At 71.1% G+C, this 14,688-nt stretch carries 16 protein-coding genes; 11 read left to right on the plus strand and 5 right to left on the minus strand.

Annotated elements, in window-relative coordinates; translation table 11 throughout:
- Window positions 1–139 precede the first annotated feature (139 nt).
- Genes Mam01_RS01120 through Mam01_RS01140 form a run of 5 tightly spaced genes read left to right on the plus strand, consistent with a single transcriptional unit; the run spans window position 140 to window position 3,447 of the window.
- Window positions 140–940 carry a PspA/IM30 family protein gene (locus tag Mam01_RS01120; protein ID WP_150932957.1) on the plus strand — a complete coding sequence of 267 codons (801 nt, stop codon included), beginning with the start codon at window positions 140–142 and terminating at the stop codon, window positions 938–940.
- Window positions 937–1,215: a PspA-associated protein PspAA gene (gene pspAA / locus Mam01_RS01125; RefSeq protein ID WP_117409171.1), complete on the plus strand. Its 279-nt coding sequence runs from the start codon at window positions 937–939 to the stop codon at window positions 1,213–1,215. The genes Mam01_RS01120 and pspAA overlap by 4 nt, the downstream gene beginning before the upstream one ends.
- Complete coding sequence (gene htpX / locus Mam01_RS01130; RefSeq protein ID WP_204283452.1) at window positions 1,215–2,105, plus strand: zinc metalloprotease HtpX; 891 nt, start codon at window positions 1,215–1,217, stop codon at window positions 2,103–2,105. Before pspAA ends, htpX begins: the two co-directional genes overlap by 1 nt.
- Window positions 2,106–2,136: 31 nt before the next feature.
- The gene (pspAB, locus tag Mam01_RS01135) at window positions 2,137–2,685 is read left to right on the plus strand and encodes a PspA-associated protein PspAB (RefSeq protein ID WP_204283454.1); all 549 of its coding nucleotides are present in this window, start codon (window positions 2,137–2,139) and stop codon (window positions 2,683–2,685) included.
- 15 nt (window positions 2,686–2,700) lie between these two features.
- The gene (locus Mam01_RS01140) at window positions 2,701–3,447 is read left to right on the plus strand and encodes a maleylpyruvate isomerase family mycothiol-dependent enzyme (RefSeq protein ID WP_204283456.1); all 747 of its coding nucleotides are present in this window, start codon (window positions 2,701–2,703) and stop codon (window positions 3,445–3,447) included.
- Between the two features lie 137 nt (window positions 3,448–3,584).
- On the opposite strand, the gene nadA is transcribed toward Mam01_RS01140, so the two are convergent.
- Window positions 3,585–4,739, minus strand: a complete 1,155-nt coding sequence (gene nadA / locus Mam01_RS01145; protein WP_150932961.1) for a quinolinate synthase NadA — start codon at window positions 4,737–4,739, stop codon at window positions 3,585–3,587.
- 196 nt (window positions 4,740–4,935) lie between these two features.
- Between nadA and Mam01_RS01150 the strand changes: the two genes are divergently transcribed.
- Complete coding sequence (locus Mam01_RS01150; protein WP_150932962.1) at window positions 4,936–5,289, plus strand: HesB/IscA family protein; 354 nt, start codon at window positions 4,936–4,938, stop codon at window positions 5,287–5,289.
- A gap of 177 nt (window positions 5,290–5,466) precedes the next feature.
- Window positions 5,467–6,453 carry a carbohydrate kinase family protein gene (locus tag Mam01_RS01155; protein ID WP_204283458.1) on the plus strand — a complete coding sequence of 329 codons (987 nt, stop codon included), beginning with the start codon at window positions 5,467–5,469 and terminating at the stop codon, window positions 6,451–6,453.
- 85 nt (window positions 6,454–6,538) lie between these two features.
- On the opposite strand, the gene Mam01_RS01160 is transcribed toward Mam01_RS01155, so the two are convergent.
- Both Mam01_RS01160 and Mam01_RS01165 read right to left on the minus strand, forming a co-directional pair.
- On the minus strand, window positions 6,539–6,859 hold the full coding sequence (locus Mam01_RS01160; RefSeq protein WP_150932964.1) for a sulfurtransferase TusA family protein: 321 nt from the start codon (window positions 6,857–6,859) through the stop codon (window positions 6,539–6,541).
- A complete protein-coding gene (locus tag Mam01_RS01165; RefSeq protein ID WP_204283460.1) occupies window positions 6,859–7,992 on the minus strand; it encodes a cysteine desulfurase family protein in 1,134 nt (377 codons plus the stop codon). The genes Mam01_RS01160 and Mam01_RS01165 overlap by 1 nt, the downstream gene beginning before the upstream one ends.
- A gap of 188 nt (window positions 7,993–8,180) precedes the next feature.
- Between Mam01_RS01165 and ctaC the strand changes: the two genes are divergently transcribed.
- The 4 genes from ctaC to Mam01_RS01185 all read left to right on the plus strand — a co-directional run bounded on the left by ctaC (window position 8,181) and on the right by Mam01_RS01185 (window position 12,396).
- Entirely contained in the window at window positions 8,181–9,011 is an 831-nt protein-coding gene (ctaC, locus tag Mam01_RS01170; RefSeq protein ID WP_204283462.1) for an aa3-type cytochrome oxidase subunit II, read from the plus strand.
- Window positions 9,008–10,672 carry an aa3-type cytochrome oxidase subunit I gene (gene ctaD, locus Mam01_RS01175; RefSeq protein ID WP_239100936.1) on the plus strand — a complete coding sequence of 555 codons (1,665 nt, stop codon included), beginning with the start codon at window positions 9,008–9,010 and terminating at the stop codon, window positions 10,670–10,672. Before ctaC ends, ctaD begins: the two co-directional genes overlap by 4 nt.
- Window positions 10,669–11,064 (plus strand): cytochrome c oxidase subunit 4, encoded by a 396-nt coding sequence (locus Mam01_RS01180; RefSeq protein ID WP_182875790.1) that lies wholly within the window; start codon window positions 10,669–10,671, stop codon window positions 11,062–11,064. The genes ctaD and Mam01_RS01180 overlap by 4 nt, the downstream gene beginning before the upstream one ends.
- Before the next feature lie 162 nt (window positions 11,065–11,226).
- Window positions 11,227–12,396, plus strand: coding sequence for a L,D-transpeptidase (locus tag Mam01_RS01185; protein WP_239100937.1), 1,170 nt, complete (start codon window positions 11,227–11,229; stop codon window positions 12,394–12,396).
- 10 nt (window positions 12,397–12,406) lie between these two features.
- Here the strand turns inward: Mam01_RS01185 and Mam01_RS01190 are convergent, their stop codons facing one another.
- The gene (locus tag Mam01_RS01190; protein WP_239100938.1) at window positions 12,407–13,624 is read right to left on the minus strand and encodes an acyltransferase family protein; all 1,218 of its coding nucleotides are present in this window, start codon (window positions 13,622–13,624) and stop codon (window positions 12,407–12,409) included.
- Window positions 13,621–14,688, minus strand: a 1,068-nt coding sequence (locus tag Mam01_RS01195; RefSeq protein ID WP_307819752.1) for an alpha/beta hydrolase, incomplete at its 5' end; no start/stop codon positions are given. The genes Mam01_RS01195 and Mam01_RS01190, both read right to left, overlap by 4 nt.

Genomic DNA, 14,688 nt, shown 5'->3' on the forward strand with positions numbered 1-14,688 from the left:
CCTACCGGGAGTGCAACTTAGTGACGCCCTCGCGCGTTATGCGTAGGGTGAACCCAGGCGGTTCCGCCGCCTGGGCAAGGGGCTTTAGACGGCTGGGGTCACCCACGCAGGACCTTGGAGAAGGGGACGGCCGACGCGCATGAGCGTGATGAAGAGACTTTCCATGATCTTCAAGTCCAAGGCCAACAAGGCCTTGGACAAGATGGAGGATCCGCGGGAGACGCTGGACTATTCCTATCAGCGTCAGCTTGAGCTGCTGCAGAAGGTCCGCCGTGGCGTGGCCGACGTGGCCACCAGCCGCAAGCGGGTGGAGCTGCAGATCAACCAGCTCGAGAGCCAGACCGCGAAGCTGGAGAACCAGAGCAGGCAGGCGCTGTCGGCCGGGCGCGAGGACCTCGCTCGCGAGGCGCTGACCCGCCGCAACGGACTGAACGCGCAGATCGCCGACCTGCGGCTCCAGTACAGCAACCTCCAGGGCGAGGAGGAGAAGCTCACCCTCGCCAGCCAGCGGCTGCAGGCCAAGGTCGACTCCTTCCGTACGAAGAAGGAGACCATCAAGGCCACCTACACGGCGGCCGAGGCCCAGACGCGCATCAACGAGGCGTTCTCCGGCATCTCGGAGGAGATGGGCGACGTCGGCCTGGCCATCCAGCGGGCCGAGGACAAGACCGCGCAGATGCAGGCCCGTGCCGGTGCGATCGACGAGCTGCTGGCCAGCGGCGCGCTGGACGACTTCACCGGGCAGCGCGACGACATCCAGGCGGAGCTCGACCGGATGGGCGGCGGCACGGACGTGGAGCTCGAACTGGCCAGGATGAAGGCCGAGCTCGGTCAGGGGCCGGCGCCGCAGAGCGCCATCGAGGCGGGGCAGCAGGGCCAGGCGGCCCCGGCCGCCCAGCAGCACACGCAGCAGCTCCGTAAGCCGGGGGAGGGATTGTGATAGTCCGGATCATGGGCGAGGGGCAGGTGGAGATCGCCCCCGCCGACATCGACGTGCTGAACGAGCTCGACGGCGAGCTTGAGGCCGCCATCGAGACGGACGACGAGACGCAGTTCCGTGCCAAGCTGCACGCGCTGCTCGACAAGGTCCGCGACGTGGGCAGGCCGCTGGCGGACGACTCCCTCGAGCCGTCCGAGCTGATCCTGCCGCCGGCCGACGCCTCGATCGAGGAGGTGCGGGAGATGCTCGGGGACACCGGGCTCATCCCCGGCTGATGGCCTCCACGCGGTTCGCCCCTGATCGCGGCCTCAGCGTGCGGATGACCGTGACGATGTTCCTGCTCGGGCTGCTCTACGTGGCGTTCATGGCCGTCCTGGTCGCGGTGGGCGTCCGGGCGGTCATGGTCCTCGTGATCGCCGCGGGCCTCCTGCTGGTGCAGTACTTCCTGTCCGACAAGATCGCGCTGTTCGCGATGAACGGACGGGAGGTCTCCCCGCAGGAGGCTCCCGAGCTGCACGGGATCATCGACCGGCTGAGCGCGATGGCGGGGATGCCCAAGCCGCGGGTGGCGATCGCCGACTCCGACATGCCGAACGCGTTCGCCACCGGGCGCGACCGGAAGCACGCGGTGGTCTGCGTGACCACTGGCATCCTCCGCCGGCTCGACGCGCAGGAGCTCGAAGGGGTGCTGGCGCACGAGCTGTCGCACGTCGCCCACCGGGACGTCGCCGTGATGACGATCGCCTCCTTCCTCGGGATCGTCGCCGGGCTGATGACCCGTTTCTCGCTGTACGCCGGGCTGGGCAACCGCAGGAATGACAACGGCCCGCCGATCGGGCTGATCATCTTCGCGGTCTCCGGCCTGGTCTACGCCGTCAGCTTCCTGCTGACGCGGGCGCTGTCGCGGTACCGGGAGCTCGCCGCCGACCGCGCGGGCGCGCTGCTCACGCAGCGGCCGAGCGCCCTGGCCAGCGCCCTCACCAAGATCAGCGGGGACATCGCCCGGATCCCGACCCGGGACCTGCGCGAGGCGCAGCCGTTCAACGCCTTCTACTTCGCGCCCGCCCTGTCGGGCCAGAGCGTCGCCGCGCTGCTGTCGACCCATCCGCCGCTGGAGCGCCGGCTGGAGCAGCTCGCCAAGATCTCCGCGGCTCTGGGCCGCTGATGACCGGCCGGTCGACGGGTTGGGAGCGCTGATGGGCTGGTTCGACGCCCTGCTCGGCCGGTCCAAGGCCGCGAAACCGGACCTGGACGCGTTGTTCGCCCTGCCGTCCGCCGCCGTCACGCTGCGGGCCGCCACCGGGTTCGCCCCGGCGGGCACCGGGTCGGTCTGCTTCCGGGCGGCCGAGGGAGGCGCGTTCGCCCGGCTCCAGCAGGAAGTCGAGGCCCTGATGGGCGAGACGCGGGTGTCGCAGGACGCGTACGGCTACACCTGGCTGTCGGTGCGCAACCCCGACGTGGCCGGGCTCGTGACCGACCTGCACGCCGCGAACTCGTCGCTGGAGTCGGCCGGGTTCGGGCCCTCGCTGCTGTGCACGCTGGTGACGTTCGCCGACTCCGCGCAGCGGAAGCTGGTGATCGTCTATCTCTACAAGCGCGGCACGTTCTACCCTTTCGCTCCCGCCGGGGAGCCCCGCCGCGACAACGCCCTGGAACTGCAGGCGCGAGGGGTCCTGGAGCAGGAACTCAAGATCGAGCCCGATCTCGCGAGCTGGTTTCCCGTCTGGGGCGCCCCCGGCCTCTGACCTACAGGAGCCCTCATGACCGAGTGGACCCACCTGCGGCACACCGAGGCCGCGGCCGCGGAGATCGGCCGGATGGCCGAGGTCGTGCGGGGACAGGACGGCGCGACGCCCGTGCCGACCTGCCCGGGATGGGACCTCAGGGAGCTGGTCGAGCACACCGGCGCCGTGCACCGGTGGGCCGCCGCGATGGTGCGGGACGCCGCCGACCGCCGATACGACCGCGCCGCGATGGACCACGGGTTCCCCGAGGGCTTCGCCGAGGCCGCCGACTGGCTCGATGCGGGAGCCGTACAGCTGACCGAGGCCCTGAAGAGCCGCGAGCCGGACACCGAGGTGTGGGGCTGGGCGGGGGACCGGAGCGCGGCGTTCTGGTCGCGCCGGCAGTTGCACGAGACCGTCGTCCACCGCGCCGACGCGGAGATCGCCCTCGGCCTCGTCCCCTCGATCGACGAGGACGTCGCGATCGACGGCATCGAGGAGTTCTTCGACCTGCTCCCGTACGCCCGTTGGCGGCCCCTGCTCGCGGAGCTGAAGGGCGACGGGGAGACGATCTCCTGGCGGGCGGAGACCGGCGGGTCCTGGCTCGTGCGACTCACCCCCGAGGGCTTCGCGTACGAGCGGTCGGACGCGCCGGGCGACGTGACCGTGCGCGCGGAGACGACCGGAGACCTCATGCTGACCCTGTGGGGGCGGCGCGAGCCCGCCGCGGTCGAGGGCGACGCCGCCCTCCTGCGCTGGTGGCGCGAACGCGCCCAGATCTGAGCGCAGACGTCCCGGCATGGGCCGGGACGCCGGAGTACGCGCCGCGAGAACGGCTGGAGGCCGAGCGGAGACGCCGAGGGCCCTCAACGGAGAGGCGCCCCCGAAGCCACTTCGGGGGCGCCTCTCACTACTTCTGGTTACGGCAGGGCGAGCATGCGGTCGAGGGCGACCTTGGCCCAGTGGGTGGTGTCGGCGTCGACCGTGATCTGGTTGACGACCTGGCCCGCGGCCAGCGACTCCAGCGCCCAGACCAGGTGCGGCAGGTCGATGCGGTTCATCGTCGAGCAGTAGCACACGGTCTTGTCGAGGAACGTGATGGTCTTGTCGGGGAACCGGTTCGCCAGGCGGCGCACCAGGTTCAGCTCCGTGCCGACGGCCCAGGAGGACCCGGCGGGAGCCTCTTCCAGCTTCTTGATGATGTACTCGGTCGAGCCGACGAAGTCCGCCTTGGTGACGACCTCGTGGCGGCACTCGGGGTGGACGAGCACGTTCACGCCCGGGATGCGGGCCCGCACCTCGTCCACGCACGCCTCGGAGAAGCGGCCGTGGACCGAGCAGTGGCCCTTCCACAGGATCATCTTCGCGTTCTCAAGCTGCTCCTGGGTGAGGCCGCCGTTCGGGCGGTGCGGGTTGTAGACCACGCAGTCGTCGAGCGACAGGCCCATCTCCAGCACGGCCGTGTTGCGCCCGAGGTGCTGGTCGGGCAGGAACAGGACCTTCTCGCCCTGCTCGAAGGCCCAGTCGAGGGCGCGCCGGGCGTTGGAGGAGGTGCACACGGCGCCGCCGTTGCGCCCGCAGAACGCCTTGATGTCCGCGCTGGAGTTCATGTACGTGATCGGCACGACGCGGTCGGCGATCCCGGCGTCCTCCAGGGCGTCCCAGCAGTCCTCGACCTGGGAGAAGGTGGCCATGTCGGCCATCGAGCAGCCGGCGGCCAGGTCGGGGAGGACGACCTTCTGCGTGTCGCCGGTCAGGATGTCGGCCGATTCGGCCATGAAGTGGACGCCGCAGAAGACGACGTACTCGGCCTCCGGCCGGGCCGCGGCCTCACGGGCGAGCTTGAACGAGTCGCCCGTCACGTCGGCGAACTGGATGACCTCGTCACGCTGGTAGTGGTGACCGAGCACGAACAGCCGGTCGCCCAGCCGCTCCTTGGCCGCGCGGGCTCGCTCCACCAGCGCCGGGTCGGACGCGGGAGGCAGCTCGCCCGGGCAGTCGACGCCGCGCTCACTGTGCGCGTCGGTGCCCTGGCCGAGGATGAAGAGCGGAAGGCCGGTCTCGGTGATCGTCACGACCACACCCCCTCGGGGACTTATCGTCTAACTGACGACTAATCATTACACATCGTTTCGCCCTGTTCGTCCGCAGGGTTGCGGGGACAGTCGTGGAATGTGTAGGGACCGGCGGGTGTTGGTAGCGTCTAGGTAGGACGTCAGAACCATTCGACCGCTCCGGGTGGGCGGTTGGCGCAGACGCGGGAGTCAGCACATGACGGTTGAGAGCAGCGAGACCACGCAGCAGGGCCTGATCCTGACTGACGCGGCCTCCGCGAAGGTCAAGAGCCTGCTCGAGCAGCAGGGCGAGGAAGGGCTGCAGCTCCGGGTGGCCGTCCAGCCGGGTGGCTGTTCCGGTCTGCGCTACCAGCTCTTCTTCGACGACCGTTCCATGGACGGCGACGTGGTCTCCACCTTCGGCGGCGTGAACGTCGTCACCGACCGGATGAGCGCGCCGTACCTCGTCGGCGCCACGGTCGACTTCGTGGACACGATCGAGAAGCAGGGCTTCACGATCGACAACCCCAACGCGACGGGCTCGTGCGCCTGCGGCGACTCGTTCAACTGACGGCGCCGCCGCGCCCGGCGGCCAGGATCCGAGCGCCCCGTACGGACACCGTCCGTGCGGGGCGTCGTCGTGCCCGAGACGGTACGCTCGACAGGTTCGGCGGGATGGCGGGACCACTGCCCCCGCCCCTGTCTTCCTGACTGTCTCCCTGATGCTGACAACGAGGAGAATGACCCCGTGCGCATCGCCGTCACCGGCTCCATCGCCACCGACAACCTGATGACGTTCCCCGGTCGCTTCGGCGACCAGCTGATCGCCGAGCAGCTCGACCGGGTGTCCCTGTCGTTCCTCGTCGACGACCTGCAGATCCGCCGCGGCGGCTGCGCGGGCAACATCGCCTTCGGGATGGGCTGCCTGGGGCTCACCCCGATCCTCGTCGGCGCGGTCGGCACCGACTTCGCCGACTACCGCTCCTGGCTGGAGCGGCACGGCGTGGACTGCGGCTCCCTCCACGTCTCCGAGCTGCGCCACACCGCGCGCTTCCTGTGCACCACGGACGAGGACCACAACCAGATCGCGTCGTTCTACACCGGCGCCATGGCGGAGGCCCGGGAGATCGAGCTGGCCCCGATCGCCGAGCGGGTGGGCGGCCTCGACCTGGTCCTGATCAGCCCCAACGACCCCGACGCGATGCTGCGGCACACCGACGAGGCGCGCACCCGCGGCATCCCGTTCGCCGCCGACGTGTCGCAGCAGCTCGCCCGGATGCCCGGCGAGGAGATCCGCAGGCTCGTCGACGGCGCGGCCTACCTGTTCAGCAACGACTACGAGCTCGGGCTCATCGCGCAGAAGACCGGATGGTCGGACGAGGAGATCCTCGACCGGGTCGGCGTACGGGTGACCACCCTCGGCCCCAAGGGCGCCAGGATCGACCGCAAGGGCGAGCCCTCGATCCACGTCCCGCCGGCTCCCGAGCTCGGCAAGGCCGACCCGACCGGGGTGGGCGACGCCTTCCGGGCCGGCTTCCTCGCGGGCCTCGCCTGGGGGCTGTCGCTCGAACGCTGCGGCCAGATCGGCAACCTCATCGCCACCCACGTGCTGGAGCGGGTCGGTGGCCAGGAGTACGAGCTGCGCCAGAGCGTGTTCGTCGAGCGCTTCGCCTCGGCGTACGGCCAGGAGGCCGCGGACGAGGTGGCCGCCCACGCCCGCTGCCACTACGCCTGACGCTCGGCTCCCCCTGCTGCCCTGACTCGTGGTCCGCCCCGGAGACCGCGGCGGATCACGAGGTCGCCGGTGATCGGGGCGGGACCTAGTAGTTGCGGCGGACGTGGATGGACCAGCCGCCCTGGGGGAGCTCGTAGCTGGCCACGTGCTCGTGCGACTTCAGCCGGCACCAGGCCGGGACGTCGGTGAAGGCGGCGGGGTCGTCGGCCAGCACGGCCACCACCCCGCGCACGGGCACCTGGTTGATCCGCTCGGCGAGCATGATGATCGGGATCGGGCACTTACGCCCCAGCGCGTCGATCGTCAGCGCGGGGGGCTCCGCGGGCTGGGGTGGCGCCTCCGGTTCCTCGGCCTCCCGATGCCGATCCGTCCGGGTGTCCCGGCCGTCCGGCCGTCTGCGCCACATCACCGCACCCCCAAGCTCGACCGGATCCGCCGTACGATCCCCGGCAGCACCGCGAGGAAACGATCGACGTCGTCCTCGGACACGCCACGGGGCAGCGATACCCGGACATTCCCATGCGTAAGCACGCCCATTGCTTCGAGGACGTGCGATGGACGAAGCGTACTCGCCGTGCAGGAACTTCCGGACGAGACGGCGAAACCGGCCTTGTCGAGCTCGGTCAGCAGCGCCTCGCCCTCGACGTACAGGCAGGAGAAGGTCACGATGTGCGGCAGGCGCAGGTCCGGGTCGCCGACGACCTCGACGTCGGGCACCAGCCGGGGCACCTCGGCGCGGATCCGGGCGGTGAGGGCCGACAGCCGCCGGCCCTCGGCCTCCGCCTCCGCCGACCTCGCGCGCAGCGCCGCGGCGGCGGCCACGATCGCGGGCACGTTCTCGAACCCCGGCACACGCCGCCGTTCCCGTTCGTCCTCCGGCAACGGCGAACGCCAGCGGACGCCCTTGCGGACCGCCAGCACGCCCACCCCCGCCGGGCCGCCCCACTTGTGGGCGCTCGCGGTGAGCACCGACCAGCCCCCGGGGACCGGCAGGCGGCCCGCCGACTGGGCGGCGTCGACCAGCAGCGGCACTCCGGCCTCCCGGCACGCCCGCGCCGCGTCCTCGACCGGCTGGAGGGTGCCAACCTCGTGGTTGGCCGTCTGCAGGCACGCGAGGGCCGCTCCGGGGCGTGCGACGGCCGCGGCGAACGCCTCCGCGTCCACCCGGCCCGTAAGGCCGACGCCCACGATCTCCACCTCGCCGCCGTCGCGCTCGTGGACCTGCCCGGCGTGCAGGACGCTGGAGTGCTCGACCGCGCTCGCCACCAGGAGGCGCCCCACCCGGCGGCGGCCCGCCAGCGTGCCGAGGACCCCGAGATGGACGGCCTGCGTCCCGGAGGAGGTGAACGACACCTCGTCGGCGCGGGCGCCGATCAGTTCGGCTACCTCTGCCCGCGCGCGCTCCAGTAACATCTGGGCGCGGCGCGCCGTGCCGTACAGGCGGGCGGGATCGGCCCATCCGGCGTCGATCGCCGTCAGCAGGGCGTCACGCGCCGCGGGATGGAGAGGTTCGGTCGACGCCGCGTCGAGGTAGGCCACAGTTAGGACATTAACGGGGGCTGCTCAGAGGGGCGGCGCCGGTCCGCGCTAATGTGTCCCCCAGCGTGAACTCAACCAAGTAAAGGGCAGACCGGCGGAAACACCGCAGCCGGTCGCACCTTTGGGTCAAATTGGAAAACCCGCCCAAGGGAGGAACTCTTGGGCTTCATCTGTGGGGTAGGCGATCCGTGAGTCCGACCCGCCGTACGACACGGCGACCGTGGGCACGCCGCCGGTTGCCCGGAGCCGCCGCCCTGGCGCTGCTGGTGGCGTCCGGGACGGCGTGTAGCAGCCAGGCGATCGATCAGTGGTCTCGTGGGGGCATGCCGGAAGGCGCCACCAAGCAGGCCGGCATCGTCCAGACGCTCTGGAACGGGAGCTGGATCGCGGCTCTCGCCACCGGCGTGGTCGTCTGGGGCCTGATCCTGTGGGCGTGCGTGTTCCACCGCAAGAAGAAGAACAGCCCTGACGAGCTGCCTCCGCAGGTGCGGTACAACCTGCCGATCGAGATCCTCTACACGGTGGTCCCGGTCATCATGGTGGCGGTCTTCTTCTACTTCACGGCCCGTGACGAGACCGAGCTCACGCGGATGACGAACGACGCCCCGGTCAAGGTGGCCGTCGAGGGCTACCAGTGGAGCTGGCGCTTCACGACCGACTACCAGGGTCAGAAGGCCGTGGTCGCGGGCGTGCCGGTGGACCTGAGCAAGCAGAGCGTCGAGAACCCCCAGGGTCCGCAGCTCGTGCTGCCGGTCAACACCCAGGTGCAGTTCGACCTGCACTCGCCCGACGTCATCCACTCGTTCTGGGTGCCGGCGTTCCTGTTCAAGCAGGACGTCTTCCCGGGCAACGTGCGGAACCACTTCCAGATCACGACGCTCGACAAGCCGGGCGTCTTCGTCGGCCGATGCGCCGAGCTCTGCGGCACCGACCACAGCAAGATGCTGTTCTCCGTGAAGCTCGTCCCCCAGGCCGAGTTCGACCAGTACATCAAGAGCCAGGCGGGGAGTGCGCAGTGACCGCCATCCAGGAACCGGCCGGCATCGCCGCACGGCCGTACACCAAGGGCACGGTCATCGCCAAGTGGCTGTCCTCGACCGACCACAAGGTGATCGGGCACCTCTACCTGATCACGTCGTTCGTGTTCTTCCTCATCGGCGGCGTCATGGCGCTGGTGATGCGGGCCGAGCTCGCCCAGCCCGGGCTGCAGTTCGTGTCGTCTGAGCAGTTCAACCAGCTGTTCACGATGCACGGCACGATCATGCTGCTGATGTTCGCGACGCCGCTGTTCGCGGGCTTCGCCAACGAGCTGATGCCGCTGCAGATCGGCGCCCCCGACGTGGCGTTCCCGCGGCTCAACATGGTGAGCTACTGGCTCTACCTGTTCGGCAGCACCATCGCCGTCCTCGGCTTCTTCACCCCGGGCGGGTCCGCCTCCTTCGGCTGGACGGCGTACGCGCCGCTGTCGAACGCGGTGACCTCGCCGGGCCTCGGCAGTGACCTGTGGGTGATGGGCCTGGCGATGTCCGGCCTCGGCACCATCCTCGGCGCGGTGAACTTCATCACCACGATCCTCACCATGCGGGCCCCCGGCATGACGATGTTCCGGATGCCGATCTTCACCTGGAACATCCTGCTGACCAGCATCCTGGTGCTGCTGGCCTTCCCGGTGCTGGCGGCGGCGCTGCTCGCCCTGGAGGCCGACCGCAAGCTCGGCGCGCACATCTTCGACTCGCCCACCGGCGGCGCGATGCTGTGGCAGCACCTGTTCTGGTTCTTCGGCCACCCCGAGGTCTACATCATCGCGCTGCCGTTCTTCGGCATCATCACCGAGATCCTGCCGGTCTTCAGCCGTAAGCCGATCTTCGGGTACATCGGCCTGGTCGGCGCGACCATCGCCATCGCGGGTCTGTCGGTCACGGTGTGGGCGCACCACATGTTCGTCACCGGACAGGTGCTGCTGCCGTTCTTCTCGTTCATGACGTTCCTCATCGCCGTACCGACCGGGGTGAAGTTCTTCAACTGGATCGGCACGATGTGGCGGGGACACCTGTCCTTCGAGTCGCCGATGCTGTTCGCCGTCGGCTTCCTGGTGACCTTCCTGTTCGGCGGCCTGACCGGCGTCATCCTGGCCTCGCCGCCGCTCGACTTCCACATCAGCGACACCTACTTCGTCGTCGCCCACTTCCACTACGTGGTCTTCGGCACCGTGGTGTTCGCGATGTTCGCGGGCTTCTACTTCTGGTGGCCCAAGTTCACCGGGAAGATGCTCAACGACAAGCTCGGCAAGGTCCACTTCTGGATGCTGTTCTTCGGCTTCCACCTGACCTTCCTGGTGCAGCACTGGCTGGGCGTCATCGGCTTCCCGCGGCGGTACGCCGACTACTCGCCGGTGGACGGCTTCACCGACCTGAACATGATCTCCTCGGCCGGAGCGCTCCTGCTGGGCGCGTCCACGCTGCCGTTCTTCTACAACGTGTGGCGGACCTGGCGCTTCGCGCCCAAGGTCACCGTGGACGACCCCTGGGGCTTCTGCGGCTCGCTCGAATGGGCGACCTCCTGCCCGCCGCCGCGGCACAACTTCCTGTCGCTGCCGCGGATCAGGTCCGAGCGCCCGGCGTTCGACCTCAAGTATCCGCACATCACGGCCAAGCCCGAGCTCGTGGAGGAGGCCCGATGAAGATCCAGGGCTGGATGTTCCTGCTCTGCGGCGTCTTCTTCGCCGCGGCCGACGTGGTCTACTGGTTCTGGTCCAAGGAGCCGACCGGTACGACCGCCATGGCGATCTCCGTCGGCCTGGCCCTGATGATCGGCTACTACCTGCTGTTCACCGCGCGGCGCATCGGCGACCAGCCGGAGGACAACAAGGAGGCCGAGATCAGCGACGGCGCGGGCGAGATCGGCTTCTACAGCCCGCACAGCTGGTGGCCGCTGTTCGTCTGCCTGTCGGCCGCGCTCACGTTCTTCGGCTTCGCCGTCGGAATGTGGCTGTTCTTCGTCGGCGTGTTCTGCACGCTCATGAGCATGATCGGGTTCGTGTTCCAGTACTACCGGGGCAACTTCTCGCACTGAGCCCCTGACCCGGCGACGGCCGGCCGGCGATCCCGCCGGCCGGCCGTTCGCGTTCCCCCAGCATGCGGTGCCGAGGTTCTTTGCCGACCTTCGGTACGGCGTCTGCGCGCTCGGGACGTGCCCCGGGAATACTTCCCGGAAAGCGACCTGAGGGAGACGGACGTGCGTGCTCGTGCGGGGGCGCTGGCCCTTCTCGTGGTGGTGGCCGGGTGTTCCCTCTCTGACCGAGGGGGCGAGGAACACCGGTCGGGAACGCCGATCAGCATCACCCCGCTGGACGGGGCCGGGGAACTGCCGCCGGAGCTGCCCATTCTCGTCGGCGCCGCGGGCGGCACCCTGACCCACGTGGCCGTGAAGGCCGCTGGACAGCCCGTGGAGGGCGTGTTCAGCGCCGACCGGTCCCAGTGGCGCAGCGCCCGTCCCATGACGCCTGGCACGTCCTACAGCGTCGAGGCGACGGCCACCGGCCCGGACGGCCCGGCGAGCCGGACCGCCCGCTTCTCCACCCGGCCGGCCGCCAAGACCTTCGCCGTCGCGACCCTGGTGCCGAACAAGGAGGACACCGGCCTCACAGTGGGCGTCGGGATGCCGATCATCCTGACCTTCGACAAGCCCGTGACCGACCGGGTGTCGGTGGAGCGCAACCTCTTCGTGCAGGCCTCCAAGCCCGTCGACGGCGCGTGGCACTGGCTCGACGCCAAGAACGTCGTCTTCCGGCCCCGGCACTACTGGCCGCCGTACACGAAGGTCCGGGTGACCGCCCGCCTCGCCGGGATCAGGGGCGGCGACGGCATGTACGGCAAGAAGGACTACGTCCGCGACTTCAAGATCGGCCGTTCGCAGATCAGCGTGGCCGACACCCAAACGCACCATATGAAGATCGAGCTGGACGGCCGGCAGATCAAGGACATGCCGATCAGCGCGGGAAGCGGCGACGTCTTCCGCCACCACACCACCAGCGGCATCCACGTGGCGATGTCCAGGGAGGACGTCACGGTCATGACCTCCCCGGACGCCGGTCCCGGCCAGGCGGGCTACTACGAGACGACCGTGTACAACAGCGTCCGGATCTCCAACACCGGCGAGTACGTCCACGGCGCTCCCTGGTCCGTCGGCGACCAGGGCAACTCCAACGTCAGCCACGGCTGCGTGAACGTCAGCCCGGAGAACGCCAAGTGGTTCAAGAACAACACCCTCATCGGCGACCCGATCGTCGTGACCGGAACCCCGCGCAGGCTGGACGCGGACAACGGGTGGAGCTACTGGCAGGACGACTGGCCGGCGTGGCTCAAGCGCAGCCGCCTGCGCGCCGCCCTCTCCGACCCTCTCTGACCGGCCCCTCTCACCGGCTCTCCCGGACGGCCTGAGACGGGCCCGGGGCCTCTCCGGGGGTCCGCTCACGCCGCCTCTCGTAGCCGTGGAAGGCGGCCCAGCAGACGGCCAGGGCCGCCGCGAACGCCGGCAGCCACGCCAGGCGGGCGGCCACCCAGCCGGGATCGCCGGGGACGGTGTGCAGGCCGGGCAGCGCCCGGCCGGCGAGCCGCAGGGCCGCCGCCGTGACCGCGATCATGGCGGTCTGGTGCCAGAGGAAGATCGTCATCGCGGAGAGGTTGGCCGCGGCCACGAGCGCCCAGGCGGCGGGGCGGCGCAGCACCCGTCGCAGCGGGCTGGACAGCACCAGGGCCGCCCCGCACTGGGCCAGCCCGAACGTGACGGCCGCCAGGGTGGGCGGAGCCTGGTTGGAGACCGGTGCGCCCGGCACGCCGACCATGGAGGCCGGATAGCCGGCCCACAGGACGAGGCCGCCGGTGGCGGCGGCGCCGCCGAGCAGCAGCGCCCATCCGGTCATGCGGCCGCCCAGGCGCCCGCGCGCCCACAGGGCGCCGAGGCAGTACGGCACCAGCCAGCCGGTCCCCACGTTGATCCAGCCGAGCCAGGAGGGCCCGCCGAGGCCGAACCGTACGAGGTCGACGGCCGCGACGGCGGCGAGCGGCCACGCGGGATGCAGCGGGCCGGGGTGCGGTCGAGCGGAGTGCGGGTGGGCGGAGTGCGGGTGGGCGGAGTGCGGTCGAGCGGTGAGCGGGGTCGCCGCCGTCAGCGCCGCGAAGACCACCAGGAACCACATCGGCGACCACACCAGCTTGACCAGCGCGTACACGGTCCCGGGGTCGGCGCCCGCGGCGAGCGTCGCGACCGCCACCGCGCTCCACACTCCCAGCACGGGCACGACCGGACGGAACAGGCGGGCGGTCCGGGCGGCGGCCCAGCGCATGTGGCCGGCGCCCCGGTCCCGGGCCCGGCCGTGGCTCTCCACGGCCACCCGCCCGCCCACGAAGAAGAACACCGCCATGGTCTGCAGCAGCCAGGAGACGGGCGCGAGCCCCGGCATGTACTTCAACGGGCTGGTGACGCGCAGAGCGCCGCTGTCGGCGACCGGCGCGGTCACCAGCCAGTGGCCGAGCACCACCCCGAGGATGGCGAGGGCACGCAACGCGTCGACGGCGCGGTCGCGCCCGGCGGGGGTCGCCTCCTCGACACGCCGGACGAGGTCACCGATCACGACCCCGCCTCGGCGGTCGCCTGGCCGGAGACGATGCGGGCGACGGCGGCCAGCGCGGGGGAGCCGTCCTTCAGGTAGTCGCTGTGGCCGCCGTCCCCGGCGGCGAAGATCCGTGCGCCGAACCGGGGATCCACGGGGTCCGCGCCGAGTCCGACCGTGCCGAAGGGCAGGCGCACCGCCGCGTGCGGCAGGCGGCCGACCCAGTCCCCGGTGCCTCGGGCGGCCCAGACGGCGGCCCGGGTGCCCATCGCCGCGGCGTCGTCCACCCCGGCGCCGGGGCTGCCGTAGAGGACGACGTCCGCGACGTCCAGGCCGTGCGCGGCCCGGCCGCACACCACGGCGCCGTACGAGTGACACAGCAGGCTGACGCGGGCGGCGGGCCTGAGCCCGGCCAGGTCCCGTACGAAGGCGCGCAGGGCGGGGGCGGCCTCGTCGGCGCGGCCGGGGGTCGCCGCCGCGAGGCTCACCGTGCTCGGGGTCCGGTACCCGAGCCAGGCGACGACGGCCCCCCGGCTCCCGAGCGTCCGCTGCAGCCGCATCGAGCCGCCCCGGAGCAGCCCGTACGTGTCGAGGCCGGTGCCGGATCCGGGGACGATCACCGCGATCCGGTCGGCCCGGGCCAGGTCGCCGAACACCTCGGCGGCCCGTCCGCCGTCCCGGCCGTCGAAGGACAGGAAGTGCCGCGCGGGATCGGCCATGGCCCGCAGCATGGCGGCCCGCCACCGGTGGCCCCGCGCCGCCGCGGCCCGCATGGCCGCCTCGACGGCGCCCCGGGTGGCGGCGTACCGGTCCGCCAGAGCGGTGGGGGTCACGGCCCACAGCGGGGGCAGGGGCGGCGGGACGGGCGCGGGGACCGCCTCGGGACGCGCCGCGCCGATCACCGGGACGGCCAGCGCCGCGGTGACGAGCGAGGCCAGCAGCCTCCGGCGTCGCCGGGCCGGGTGTGGACGGCGTCGGCCCAGACGGCCCCGGCCGAGGGTGCCCAGGGCCAGGGCGCTCCGGGCCAGGGCGCACCGGGCCAGGGCGCACCGGGCCAGGGCGCACCGGGCCAGTGGGCTCTGGGT

The sequence above is a fragment of the Microbispora amethystogenes genome, assembly GCF_016863015.1.
Taxonomy (GTDB): Bacteria; Actinomycetota; Actinomycetes; order Streptosporangiales; family Streptosporangiaceae; genus Microbispora; species Microbispora amethystogenes.

What these genes read in the sequence shown, in the direction of transcription:
- Mam01_RS01120 (WP_150932957.1), top strand. Translation starts at nt 140, where the DNA reads ATGAGCGTGATGAAGAGACTTTCCATGATCTTCAAGTCCAAGGCCAAC.
- htpX (WP_204283452.1), top strand. Translation starts at nt 1,215, where the DNA reads ATGGCCTCCACGCGGTTCGCCCCTGATCGCGGCCTCAGCGTGCGGATG.
- pspAB (WP_204283454.1), top strand. Translation starts at nt 2,137, where the DNA reads ATGGGCTGGTTCGACGCCCTGCTCGGCCGGTCCAAGGCCGCGAAACCG.
- Mam01_RS01140 (WP_204283456.1), top strand. Translation starts at nt 2,701, where the DNA reads ATGACCGAGTGGACCCACCTGCGGCACACCGAGGCCGCGGCCGCGGAG.
- Mam01_RS01150 (WP_150932962.1), top strand. Translation starts at nt 4,936, where the DNA reads ATGACGGTTGAGAGCAGCGAGACCACGCAGCAGGGCCTGATCCTGACT.
- Mam01_RS01160 (WP_150932964.1), bottom strand. Translation starts at nt 6,859, where the DNA reads ATGTGGCGCAGACGGCCGGACGGCCGGGACACCCGGACGGATCGGCAT.
- Mam01_RS01180 (WP_182875790.1), top strand. Translation starts at nt 10,669, where the DNA reads ATGAAGATCCAGGGCTGGATGTTCCTGCTCTGCGGCGTCTTCTTCGCC.